The organism is Streptomyces sp. NPDC028305 (genome assembly GCF_055569495.1).
Genome location: NZ_JBVHTN010000003.1, coordinates 216,446 through 228,752, shown reverse-complemented (window position 1 = coordinate 228,752; position 12,307 = coordinate 216,446). Strand labels below are relative to the sequence as shown.

The 12,307-nt window shown below is 68.0% G+C and carries 8 protein-coding genes and 3 pseudogenes; 3 read left to right on the top strand and 8 right to left on the bottom strand.

The genetic code is table 11. The features are described from left to right. Positions 1 to 13 precede the first annotated feature (13 nt). Positions 14 to 1,771, top strand: a complete 1,758-nt coding sequence (locus ACZ4WQ_RS12415; RefSeq protein ID WP_311721395.1) for an amylo-alpha-1,6-glucosidase — start codon at positions 14 to 16, stop codon at positions 1,769 to 1,771. Positions 1,772 to 1,804: 33 nt separating this feature from the next. Here ACZ4WQ_RS12415 and ACZ4WQ_RS12410 read toward each other — a convergent pair. Next, positions 1,805 to 2,442, bottom strand: a pseudogene (locus ACZ4WQ_RS12410) (integrase core domain-containing protein). Between the two features lie 55 nt (positions 2,443 to 2,497). Further along, positions 2,498 to 3,391 (bottom strand): NAD-dependent protein deacetylase, encoded by an 894-nt coding sequence (locus ACZ4WQ_RS12405; protein ID WP_398372438.1) that lies wholly within the window; start codon positions 3,389 to 3,391, stop codon positions 2,498 to 2,500. Between the two features lie 598 nt (positions 3,392 to 3,989). Here ACZ4WQ_RS12405 and ACZ4WQ_RS12400 point away from each other — a divergent pair. Continuing rightward, positions 3,990 to 5,025: pseudogene (locus ACZ4WQ_RS12400) on the top strand (integrase core domain-containing protein). 63 nt (positions 5,026 to 5,088) lie between these two features. On the opposite strand, the gene ACZ4WQ_RS12395 reads toward ACZ4WQ_RS12400, so the two are convergent. The 6 genes and pseudogenes from ACZ4WQ_RS12395 to ACZ4WQ_RS12370 form a co-directional block, all read right to left on the bottom strand. Then, on the bottom strand, positions 5,089 to 6,309 hold the full coding sequence (locus ACZ4WQ_RS12395) for a metallophosphoesterase (RefSeq protein ID WP_398372440.1): 1,221 nt from the start codon (positions 6,307 to 6,309) through the stop codon (positions 5,089 to 5,091). Positions 6,310 to 7,050: 741 nt separating this feature from the next. Next, positions 7,051 to 8,169 (bottom strand): annotated as a pseudogene (locus tag ACZ4WQ_RS12390) (IS30 family transposase); the annotation flags it as partial. A 488-nt stretch (positions 8,170 to 8,657) separates the two neighbouring features. Further along, positions 8,658 to 9,554 carry an endonuclease/exonuclease/phosphatase family protein gene (locus ACZ4WQ_RS12385; protein ID WP_385339763.1) on the bottom strand — a complete coding sequence of 299 codons (897 nt, stop codon included), beginning with the start codon at positions 9,552 to 9,554 and terminating at the stop codon, positions 8,658 to 8,660. Between the two features lie 116 nt (positions 9,555 to 9,670). Beyond that, positions 9,671 to 9,952 carry a hypothetical protein gene (locus tag ACZ4WQ_RS12380; protein WP_385339760.1) on the bottom strand — a complete coding sequence of 94 codons (282 nt, stop codon included), beginning with the start codon at positions 9,950 to 9,952 and terminating at the stop codon, positions 9,671 to 9,673. Between the two features lie 177 nt (positions 9,953 to 10,129). Continuing rightward, positions 10,130 to 10,702, bottom strand: a complete 573-nt coding sequence (locus ACZ4WQ_RS12375) for a hypothetical protein (RefSeq protein ID WP_468022187.1) — start codon at positions 10,700 to 10,702, stop codon at positions 10,130 to 10,132. 78 nt (positions 10,703 to 10,780) lie between these two features. After that, on the bottom strand, positions 10,781 to 10,921 hold the full coding sequence (locus tag ACZ4WQ_RS12370; RefSeq protein ID WP_311721402.1) for a hypothetical protein: 141 nt from the start codon (positions 10,919 to 10,921) through the stop codon (positions 10,781 to 10,783). Between the two features lie 323 nt (positions 10,922 to 11,244). Between ACZ4WQ_RS12370 and ACZ4WQ_RS12365 the strand changes: the two genes are divergently transcribed. After that, the gene (locus tag ACZ4WQ_RS12365) at positions 11,245 to 12,294 is read left to right on the top strand and encodes a S66 peptidase family protein (protein ID WP_311721403.1); all 1,050 of its coding nucleotides are present in this window, start codon (positions 11,245 to 11,247) and stop codon (positions 12,292 to 12,294) included. Positions 12,295 to 12,307: the final 13 nt, after the last annotated feature.

Genomic DNA, 12,307 nt, shown 5'->3' with positions numbered 1-12,307 from the left:
ACGAGTAACGCTCATGACCGCCGCCCCGTCCGGCCCGGCCTTCTCCGTCCACGACATTCCGTTTAGCACCCACGGGTCCTGGTTCGGCATCTCGCCTGTGGTGGCCCAGAAGACCTACGCCGACGACCTCCACCTGGTTTCGCACCAGAACGGTATGCACGCAGTGCTGCGGTTCGTCCCCCTCGATGCCGGGACGGGTGCCCGGGCCACGACCCGCATCGAGGCGACACCGGGACTGCTCAGCTGGACCGGCGAAGGCGGCCGTATCGACCTCGCCTACGAGTCACCGGACACCATACGGCTGCGCGGTGAGGGGCTCGGCCTGCGTATCTGTGCCGCCGAGCAGACCCTGACACCCTTCACCGGCGCCTACTTCTTCCGTGACCCGGTGGACGGGGCGTACGTCTTCACCTCGTATGAGACCGGACGCCGCTACCGGATCACCGCGCTGTCCGCCGGCGCGGTCGGTGCGTTCGGCGCCCAGGACCTGGGCAGCGCGGAGCGCGGTCTGGCCATCGCGGCAGAGAACGGCGGGGTCTGGGAGGCCGCTGTCGAGGAACTGGACAGCGCACGCTGCCCCTACACCGCGCAGACGGCCTTCGACCAGGTCGTGACCGCCGCACAGAACGCCTTCGCCCAATTCGCTGACGCGGTCGCCCCGTGGCGCTCGGCCGACACCCCGGCCGCCGAACTGGCGGCCTACGTCCTGTGGTCCGCGACGGTGAACCCAGCGGGCTTCGTCACCCGGCCCGCGGTGCTGATGTCCAAGCACTGGATGGACAAGGTCTGGAGCTGGGACCACTGCTTCAACGCCCTGGCGATGGCCCCCGGTCTGTCGGCGTCCGCCTGGGACCAGTTCTGCCTCCCCTTCGACCACCAGGACGAGAGCGGCGCCCTGCCCGACTCCGTCTGCCACTCCGAGATCCTCTACAACTACGTCAAACCCCCCATCCACGGCTGGGCTCTGGGCCACCTGCGCCGACGCCTGCCCGAACCGCTCGACCCGGCGGAGCTGGCCCGGACGTACGACCGGCTGGCACGCTGGACCGCGTTCTGGCTCACCGCGCGAAGAGCGCCCGGCAGCGCCCTCCCCCACTACCAGCACGGCAATGACAGCGGCTGGGACAACGCCACGACCTTCGACCCGGAACGGCTGGTCGCCACCGCCGACCTCGCCGGGTTTCTGGTCCTCCAACTGCGCGAACTCGCGGCCCTGGCCGAAGAGCTGGGACGGCCGGACGACGCCGGCCGGTGGACGAGGACCGCGGACGCGACTCAGGCCGCGATGCTCGACGACCTGTGGAAGGGTGACCACTTCGTCGCCCGCGGAGCGCACAGTAGGGACACGTGGAGCAGTTCCAGCCTGCTGGACCTGATGCCGATCGCGCTGGGCGAGCACCTCCCGCAGCACGTCGCCGCGGTGCTGGCCGACCGTATCGAGGCACACCTGACGCCGTACGGGCTCGCGACCGAACTGCCCAGCTCACCGCACTACCTCTCCGACGGCTACTGGCGCGGCCCCGTCTGGGCCCCCGCCGTCGTCCTCATCGAGGACGGCCTGCGCCGCAGCGGTCACCAGAACCTCGCGCACGAGATCAGCGCCCGCTTCCGGACCCTGTGCGAGACACACGGCTTCGCGGAGAACTTCGACGCCCTCACCGGAACCGGCCTGCGCGACCGCGCCTACACCTGGACCGCCAGCGGCTACCTGCTCCTCGCCGAAGCCCACGCACTCCGGCCCGCCAGGCCCGCCCCGCAGACGGGCGGATGAAGATGTCCTTGCCGAGAACTGCATCCATGCAGGTCAGGCAGCATGGTGATATGCGTGGAGGAGGCTGCCGAGGCGGTCGCGTCGTTGTATGTCGAGGTGGGTCAACTTGTCCGGATCGGTGATCGGTGCGGGCATCGGGTGCAGTGGCCGGGCGTTCGTGATGCCCGGGTGGGGCCGATGAGTGTTGTGGAACTGCTCGAACTTCCGGAGTGTGTGGCGGAGGTGGCTCTGGTTCCAGATCAGGGTCCGGTCCAGGAGCTCGTGTCTGCGGTCTGCCCCCACCGTTCCGTGATCGAGTTCATTCGCGGCATCTGGATGCCGCTGAGGATGACTTCGATCCCCGCGTCTTTGAGGGCGTCATCGAACGGTCCAGGGAACTTCCCGTCCCTGTCCCTGATCATGAACCGGGCCTGGCAGCCTACGTCTTCGATCCAGACGGTCGACGCGGCCACTTCCACTCCCAGCACGAGCAGTTCGCCGTGCAGACGCCTGTAGCCCCGGTTCGGATGCTCCCTGACCAGGCGCAGAGCCAGAGTCCGGACGTAGCGCATGGTACGAGGCCGGCCGGGTTGCCTGGGCCGTGATGAGGCGGCATGCTGGCGCTTTGCGAGGTCGCGATGCCGGCGCAGTACCGTGTCAGGACGCACGAGCAGTACTCCAGCGCCGTGCACACCGCGTCCCGCCGCCTGGGCCCCCCGCTCCCGGCTCCGTCACGTTTGCTCCGGGTCAGGGCTGTGCCGACTGCGGGATGCCCAGTCGGCTGGCCACGGAGGTGAGGGCCGTTCCCAGCGGGAGCGCGACCCGGGTGACGGCGTGCCGGTCGCCGCGGGTCGGGTCCAGGTTGACGATCAGTACCGGCTTTCCGGCCTGGGCCGCCTGGCGGACGAACCGGAGCCCGGACATCACCGTCAGTGACGAGCCCAGGACCAGCAGCGAGGTCGCCTCGCGGACCAGCTTGCGGCAGTGCTCGACCCGCCGTGGCGGAACGGCTTCGCCGAAGAACACCACGTCCGGTTTGAGGATGCCGCCGCAGACCGTACAGGGCACCACACGGAAGTCCCCGACTTGTTCGTCGGTGAGGTCGGCGTCACCGTCCGGGTTGATTCCGGCGGCCACCGGCTCGAAGCCCTCATTGGCCTCCTCCAATCGCCGGGCGAGTTCGCGGCGCGGGCCGAGGGCGCCGCAGGAAAGGCAGACGACCCGGTCCAGGCTTCCGTGGAGTTCCACGACGCCCTCGTTGCCGGCGGCCTGGTGAAGGCCGTCGACGTTCTGCGTGATCAGACCCGAGAGCAGGCCATGCCGAGCAAACGCGGCCACGGCCCGGTGCCCGGTGTTGGGGCGGGCGCGGCCGAAGGTGCGCCAGCCGAGGTGGCTGCGAGCCCAGTACCGGCGCCGGGCCTGGGCGTCGGCTGTGAAGTCCTGGTAGGTCATCGGGGTATGCCGGCTCAGGCTCCCGCCCTCGCCCCGGTAGTCGGGGATGCCCGACTCGGTGGAGATGCCGGCCCCGCTGAGTACCAGCACACCGCCGGTGCTCAGCGCTTTGGCGACCGGTTCCAGATCCGTGCTGCCCGCCGGCAGGTCCTCGGCAGGGGTCCAGCTCAAAGTGGGACGCATGCGCATGCCGCCAGAGTACGGAACAGGCCGCCACCCCCGCTTCCGCCGTCGATCGCACCATCTGGGCGTTCACGGGTCCGGCGCATGGGGCCAAAAGGTCGCCGAGGCCGGGCCCAGCGCCGTTTGCCCTGGGCGCCTCGGGGGCCCGGACGGGAGCGACTCGGCGGACGGAGTGTCGCCTGTCCAGCGGGTTGCCCTCGTACAAGTTCGGGTACGGCAGCACCATCCATTCGACACCGGGGTCGGCAGGTGGATCAGCCGTATCACCACGACCGGGACGCTGCCTCGGAAGGGCCCGCTGTTCTGAGGTCTGGCACATCCGAACCAGCGGGTCAGCCCGGATGACCGGCGCCCGCAAGCCTGAGCGGGTGTCCGCTTTCCGTGGTGCATGGCTGGGGCCATGTGGTCTGGGTGGCGTGGTCGTGGAAGTCGGCTCGCAGAGTCAGTGCGCCGCCGAGGGCGGTGATGTAGGCGTGCGTGCGCCGGAAATGTCATCCGCCCTGGTGGGAGGTGGTGCGCGCGGTGTACCGGAGGTTGACCGGCGAGGTCGCCGGAACGGGCGCTCTCGCGAGGCTGGCGCTGACCCGCGGCAAGATGATCGACCGTGCTGCTGCGACTGGCTTATCTCGGTGTGTCGAACGCGTTCGCGATGCTTCGTCTGCTGCCGATGTCCGACCGGGACAAGGACGCGGAGATCCTCGCGCTGCGCCACCAGGTCACCGTTTTGGAACGTCAACTCGGCAAGGTCAAGGTCCGGTTCACGCCCAGCGATCGGGCATTCCTGGCGGCGCTGCTGCACCGGCTGCCACTGCACGTCCTGCGAAGATTACGGCTGCTCGTACGCCCTGACACGGTGCTGCGTCGGCACCGCAGCCTCGTCGCGCGCCGCCATGCCGCCTCCTGTCGGCCCAAGCGTCCGGGTCGGCCGCGCACGGTGCGCTTGATCCGCGTCCTGGTGCTGCGGCTGGCGAAGGAGAACCCGAGCTGGGGGTACCGGCGTCTGCACGGTGAGCTGCTGGTGCTGGGGGTGAAGGTGGGCGCGTCCACCGTCTGGGAGATCTTGAAGGAGGCCGGCATCGACCCAGCACCCGAGCGGAACTCCAGCACCTGGGCCACCTTTCTTCGCTCTCAGGCTGATGCCCTGCTGGCCTGCGGCTTCCTGGAAAGAGTCACTCTGTCGGGGGGTGCGGATGTACGTGCCACCCTGGGTAGCGCAAGCGGCGAAGAACCTGGTCATGGACCTCGAAGGCCTCGGCTGCCGGGCACGGTTCATGATCCGGGACCAGGACGGGAAGTTCCCTGTCCTCTTCGATGCCGTCCTCAGGGACGCGGGGATCGAGGTCGTGCTCAGCGGCATCCAGATACCGAGGATGAACTCGATCGTGGAGCGCTGGATACAGACCTGTCGCCGCGAGCTACTGGACCGGACGTTGATCTGGAACCAGCGACACCTTCTCCATGCCCTGCGCGAGTTCGAGCAGTTCTACAACGGACACCGACCACACCAGGGCATCGCGAACGCCAGGCCGCTACAGCCCCTGCCCCCGCCGATCGACGACCCGGACACATTAGCCCGCCTCAACATACGTCGACGCGATCGCCTCGGCGGCATCCTCCACGAGTACCGGAATGCGGCTTGACCTGCACGGATGAGGTTTCCGGCAAGGGCACTGTTCCAAGCGGATGTGTCGGTCCGTCGAGTGCTATGTCGAGGTGGGCAGGTGCGGGGAGCGGAGCACGAGCAGGGTGATCTCGCTGGGGGCGAAGACGCGGAACGGTGGGCCCCAGAAGCCGGTGCCGCGGCTGGTGTAGAGGAGGGTGCGGGGGCCGTGGTGGCTGAGGCCGGCGAGGGCGGGCTGGTCGATGCGGACGAGGTGGTGGAAGGGCCAGATCTGGCCGCCGTGGGTGTGGCCGGAGAGTTGGAGGTCGATGCCGGCTGCTGCTGCCCGGTCGATGAATTTGGGCTGGTGTGCCAGGAGCAGGACGGGTAGGTCGGGGTCGGCGCCGTTCAAGGCTGCGGCGAGGTGGGCGCGGTGGCCTGCCAGGCCAGAGGACTCGGCGGTGACGTCATCCACGCCGGCGACCACGAGGGTGTCGCCTCCGCGTTCGAGCAGCAGATGGCGGTTGCGCAGCGGCTCCCAGCCCAGCTCGTCCATCAGGTCGACCCAGCCCTGGGCCTCGCTGTAGTACTCGTGGTTGCCGGTGACGTATACACGGGCCCGGGTGGCCCGCACGGTACCGAGTGGGGCGGCCTGGGCGCGGCGGCGTTCGGCCGTGCCGTCCGCGATGTCGCCGGTGTGGCAGACCAGGTCGGCTTCCAGAGTGTTCACCGTCTCGCATACCTGTGCCGACCAGCGAGTGCGATCGAGCGGGCCGTAGTGGGTGTCGGTGATGAGGACGACGCGGATGCCGTCCAACCCGGCACCAAGTCGTGGGAGTTGCACGTCGAGTCGGCGCACGCGTGGCACGCGGCGGGCCTCGGCGTACCCCCAGCCGAGCAGTACGGCGGTTATGCCGAGGACGGCCCAGGTGACGATTCGGGCTCGGTCCTGGCTCTCGCCGACGCCGGCCACGGTCAGGGCGAGCCGCAAGAGGACGCCGAGCAGAACGGACCAGGTGAACAGAATCCAGATGGTGCCCAGCAGGGTGTCGCCGATGATCGCCGCCCGGTCCTGCTGGCGCCGGCCGTGGCCGCGCACCATCGCGAGCGGCATACCGATGAGACCGAGGGTGAACAGGGCGGTGCCGGCCAGCGTGACGGGCAGCGGCCAGTGCTGGCTGGTGTGCAGGAGCACCCAGCAGGGCACGGCCCACAGCAGGACGGGGGCGATCAGGGGGATGTAGCGCATCAGCCGGTGCAGTCGGCTCTGCCGCGGCGCTTGCGCTTCACCCTCGGCGGGCCGGGTGTTGCTGGTGTCGGTCACGCTTCCCCTCCCTGACCGGGCTGCCGTCTCGCGCACTGTATCCGGTCGCCTTGGGCCGACCGGACCGGTTCGGCCTTCGCTGAACTCCTGAAGGGTGTCTTTAGTGCCGTACGGTGGTTGACCTGGGGCTTTGCGGTCGTTCAAGTGTGGGCATGATCGCTGATCGTGGGTCTGCGACTGCTCTACCTGATCGTCGGCCGAACCCGACCTGGGGATACGTCAGGATCCAGGGCGAGCTGCGACGGCTTGGCCATCGGGTCGCCGCCGCCACGATCAGGCGTGTCCTGCGCCGCTCCGGCCTGCCCCCCGTACCCCAGCGCGCCTCCCAGCAGGCCTGGCGCTCCTTCCTCCGTTCACAGGCCCACGCGCTGCTGGCTTGCGATTTCATGCACGTAGAGACCGTCTTCCTCAGACGTCTGTATGTCTTCTTCATCATGGAGATTGCCACTCGGCGCGTCCATGTCCTGGGCGTCACCGCCCACCCGACCGGCGCATGGGTCACCCAACTTGCCCGCAATCTGCTCATGGACCTTAAGGAGAGGGCTGGGTGCTTCCGGTTCCTGATCCGGGACCGGGACCGGGACCGGGACCGGGACAGAAAGTTCACCGCCGCGTTCGACGCCGTCTTCGCCGGCAACGGCACAGCCGTCATCCCGACACCGCCGCAAAGCCCACGGTTCAACGCGTTCGTCGAACGATGGATACACACGGCCCGAGCCGAATGCACCGACCGCCTCCACGGCTGTAGCAGGCCAGGTCTGTGCCCTTGGGGAAGTACTGCCGTAGCAGGCCGTTCGTGTTCTCGTTCGAACCGCGCTGCCAGGGACTGCCGGGATCGCAGAAGTAGACCGGCATGTCGGTGGCGGTGCTGAACTGCTTGTGCAGGCCCATCTCGGAGCCCTGGTCCCAGGTGAGAGAGCGTCTGAGCTGGGCCGGGAGGGACGAGACGGTGTGGATGAGAGCGTCCCGCACCTGGGCGGGCTGGCGGCCGTCGGGCAGATGGACCAGGGCGACGAAGCGGCTGGAGCGTTCGACGAGCGTGCCCATCGCGGACTGCATGGCTTTGCCGATGATGAGGTCGCCTTCCCAGTGCCCGGTGAGCGCACGGTCGGTGGCCTCGGCCGGCCGCCCGCTGATCATCACCATGTCCGCCGACATGCGAGGCCGGCGCCGGTAGGACTGCCGGTGCGGCCGGCGCATGGTCCTGCCGGTCCGCAGGGCCCGGGTCAGCTCGCGGCGGAGTTCTCCGCGGCACTGGACGTAGAGGGCCTGGTAGATCGTCTCGTGGACCACGTGCATCTCCGGCCGCTCGGGGAAGGCGGTCCGTAGAGCCTGGCAGATCTGTTCGGGGCTCCAGCGGCGTTCGAGGTGGTGCTGGATGAAGTCCCGCAGCTCGGTGTTCTGACCGATCTTCCCGGGCTTCGGGCGTGGGCGACGCTCCTCGGAACGTCGCTGGGCGGCATGAGGCCGGTAGGTCCAGTTCCTGCCCCGCCACAACGCTCCGTTGCGCCGTATCTCCCGGCTGATGGTGGACGGGCTGCGGCCCGGTTCAGCGGCTATCTGCCGGATGGACGCCTTCTCCCGCAGCCGGTCGGCGATGTGGATGCGGTCCGTCTCGCGGAGATACCGCGATGGCTGGGGCGCCGGAGCTTCCACGGTGATGGGCGGCTTCGGCTTCCCCGTCGGCGGAGTGTGCCAGCCGTTCCGCCACCGCTTGCCGGTCCGCGGGTTGATACCGACGATCCGGCCGGCCTCTCGATTGCTGTAGCCCTGCTGCATGAGCTGGAGATATACCTCCCGCTCACGCAGCAGACGGCTACCGCCCCCTGGTCCCCCGTTCTCCCGGATCTTGAAGTCCATCGCACCCCTTGAGCTGGGGTGTTGCGACGACCACTAGAACTGAAGGACTGGGTAGGGGGCTTCTGGCCATTGACCAGGCGACTGGGCCGCAGTCATGTCCGCACTCCAGCATCCCGGCCGCATCAGTCATGGGCCAAAACCTGAAGTCGCCAGCCGGGCCGACTGTCACCCCGGGTCGAGGATCGCGGAAACCACCGTTGTGCCAGCGCGACAGGTGAGGTAGCCCCTCTGGCCACCCGTTCACCAGCCGTTATATTCCCCACAGGCCGGTGCGGCTTCAGCCTTTGTGGAGTGCGCGGCTGGCGCCGCCTGGGCAGGCGCGGCCACCCCGATGAGGACGAGTGTGCCGCCGAGGACAGCGGTCACGAGAGCGGTACGTAAACGCATGTGCAGGCTCCTTATCTGGTGGGAGGAATCTGCAACAGGGCCGACGAGGGAACCCGTCGGCCCTGTTGTTCAGTGGCCCGCGTCAGCGGTGGATCAGGCATTCAGGTCACGGAGCAAGCGGTCCGAGGGCCCTGGGCGCGGGTGACGTCGCTGATCACGACCCGGTGGTCTTCGTTGACCGTTCGCAGGATGCAGTTCCGGGAGTTCACGCCTCGGTGGAGGATGTAGTCGAACTTCTTACCCGAGTTGCGGCCAACCTGTGTCCCGTTGCATCGGCGGTCCCAGTCCTTGCGGCAGAAGGGATCAACATCCGAGTACTGGGCATCCCAGATCGCACGCATTTCCCGGTACCACGGCTGGGCGTTGAAGTCGCCGCCGAGTAGCGTCGAACCGTACCGCCGCCCTGCGGCCACCAGTTCCTGAACCTGTGTCTTCCTCTCCGCAGCGTGACCGCTGTCGCTGAGATGGGTGTTGAACACCCGGACCTGTCGGCCTGCGAGCCGAGTGGTGAACGCCGTGTAGGCGCGGGTTTCCCACGGCCCCTCGTCGTCGCTGTACCTGACCTCGCGGTAGTTCTGTATCGGGGTGCCCTTGGCGTACACGATGGCCTGGCCGTTCATGCTCCAGCCGTCGCAGCCGATGTTGACGGTGCCCGGTCCGAGTTTGAACTCGTACTGGAACCCGATTTCGTTGAGGAACTTGACGGCCTTGCGTACTTCGGTCCGGCAGGATTCCTGTAGGAGGACCAGCTGCGGGCGGAACCGCTTGATGTGGTCGACGATGTCTTGCGGTGTGCTGAGCTTTTGCCCGTTGGAGTTCCAGCTCATGACCCGGTTCGGGATCACTGTCGCGGGCAGGTTGACGGCGGCCTTGGCCTGTGCGGGCGCCTGGTTGGCGGAATTGGCTTGTGCGGGCGTGATCAGCCCTAGGATCACCACTGATGTGGCTATGCCGGCTTTCGCGGCGAGGCTGCCCGCGCCGCGGGTTGTGCTGTTCATCATTCCCCCTGTTGTGGACCTTGGGTGTGGCCGTGTCATCCGCTGACGAGCCGCTCTTGGGGGCCTTGGTGCTTCGTGTTGACGCGGCCCGACTGGTGGGCCGGTCGGTCACCGGATCAGAAGTAGGTGACCCAGAGATCCCACCCACGGAGGGTCTTGGTGCAGGACCACGACGACCACCGGCCGTGTATGTCTCCGGTGACTCCCGCGTTCTCGCACGCGGCCTTGCTCGAGTAGGTGCTGTAGTACTCCGCGTGCCCCGGTGCCCACGTAGTGTTGGTGCCGATTGAGGCCGACGTGGACGGGGCGGCCGACGATGCCTGGGCGGATGTGGCCATAGCGGTGAGGGCGAGTGTGCCGCCGAGGGCAGCGGTCACGAGGGTGCGACGTAAACGCATGCGGGCTCCTTGTTCAGGTGCGGAGACTGTGCAGCCGTCCGGCTTCGGAGGGCCGCAGCACCACCGTGACGAGTGGGCATTGCGCAGACGTTGGGCGAACCTTGAATCGCCTGGTCGCACTGGAGCAATGCGGAGCCCCCACTCGAGACCGTTAGTGGGGGCTTCGCTGTGGTCGCCTCAGTTGGTTGCGCCGGCTAGGGGTCGGTCGTCGATGACCATGCGGGTGAGCGGGAAGTCCGGCTGACTGGATTCTGCCGACTCTTCTCGACGCGTCGTCTCGTCGGCCGGCTTCGCTTTCGCGAGGGCTTCACCGATGCGCTGGGAGAAGATGCGGGCGACGGCCTGTACGCCCAACGCGGTCTTCGCCTCGTGCTGGAGTGCCCAGAGGGCTTCAAGCGCGGCGGTGAGGGTGGGGCCGGACGCGTGGACGGAGACGCGGCCGTCGGCCTGCTCCGTCGCCTTTCCGGGGGGCCGGAAGAGGTCTCCGTTGACGGCGTGCTTGACGAGGAAGTTCCACATGTCGCGATGGCAGGTGATCTCGGCGGAGCTGATGCTGGCGGCCCGGTCCAGGTGGTCGCGATGGTTCTCGTCGTCCTGCTCGCCGTTGCCAGCGGGTGTCTCGGGGGTTTCCGTGGGCGCGGCCGATGCGTCGTCCGCGGCTCGGCCGACTTGTGCGGCGTCTGCTCGCCAAGTGTGAGCTTGGGATGACGCGGCGGGTTTCGGCCGCCGTCGCGCGTCCGAGGCGACCACCACCCGGTCTCGAGTGGGAACGCCACTTTGCTTGTCGCCCGTTTGGGTGATGGTCGGCCCGGGTGGCGACGTCCGTCGCTAGCCTGCTGTGTCGATGACTGATGTCGCCGATTGGGTCTGCGACTGCTGTACCTGATCTTCTCCCGGCTGCTGGGCTGTCTTCTTTTGCTGGGTCGATCGACCGCCGAGAACAACGCCGAGATCCTCGCGCTTCGCCATGAGGTCGCCGTGTTTCGCCGGCAGATCAAGCGGCCACAGCTCTCATGGGCCGATCGTGCCGTGCGCTCTGGTCTCGCACGGCACCTGCCACTCGCCTTACGCCGCAATCGGCTGGTCACCCGGGGCACACTGCTGAACTGGCACCGCCGTCTGGTGTCCTGGAGATGGCGCCAAACCCCAACCGGGACTGTGGGCGCCGGAAACGGTGTCACCCTAGGCGACCTGCGTGTATTCGTGGACGAGGCTGCCGAGTCGATCGCCTGGGGAGGGAGCCGATCCGTAAATGTGTCGCGTGTTATTGCAGGCATCGGGATACTGCCGCGGTGACGCTTACCGCACTGCCTCAACTGCCCCAACTGCTGCGCCCTCGGGCCCTCGTGTCCGGTGATCTTGTCGTCATCGCGGCGCTGTCCGGGCCGCTCCATGCCAGATACGCGCCCGATCTCGAGCGGGCCGTGGCCGAGCTCGAGGGGATGGGATTCCGCGTGCGTCTCGCACCGCTCCTCGAGGCCGGGCGGCACCGTTGGTGGAGCGTGGCGCGGCCGGACGAGATCGCTGGGGAGTTCAACGGTCTTTTGCGTGACCCCGAGGTGCGCGCGATCGTCGCGCACGACGGTGGCCAGACAGTGTTCGGATATCTCGATCTGATCGACTTCGACGCGATCAGGGCCGACCCCAAACCGATCCTCGGCTACAGCGACATCTCGCTGCTGCATCTGGTGCTCTACGCGCGTACGGGCCTGGTCGGATTCCATGCCGACCTGGCCACGCCCGGTCTCGGCGGGCACTGGCAGAGAGCGTCCGTGGCCCGCCGGAAGGAGCTGGGGAAGCTGTACGCGACGCTGCTGACCGGCACGGAGCCGATCGGCGCGCTGCCCGCCGGCCCGTCGTGGGAATGCTGGCGTGCTGGGCGTGTCGAAGGTCCGCTGATCGGCGGGGTCATCAACCGCATTGTGCTCGCGCAGGCGACGCCTTTCGCGCTGCCGCTCGAACGGTTTGACGGTGCGGTGCTGTTCTGGGAGGAGTTGGGCGGCCAGGCGTCGTACGTGTGGAGCTACCTGCAGATATTGCGGCACAGCGGCATCCTCGATCGGATCGCCGGCATGGTCGTGGGTGTTCCTGAGGCGATCGACGGGCTCGGCTCACCCGACGGCTCCCCGACCCTGGCCGAGATCGTCCTCGACGTTCTCGGCGACCGTGACATCCCGGTCCTGGGCAACGTCGAGGTCGGACATGCGGGCCCGAATCTGCCGATGCCGGTCGGCATCCGCGTCGCTCTCGATGCGGAAGAGAAGACGTTGTCGCTGCTCGAACCGGCAGTACGTGCCGCTCGTGGCGACGTGACCGGTCGGTCGAGCCACGCGGATCAGTGAGGATCTTGCATCC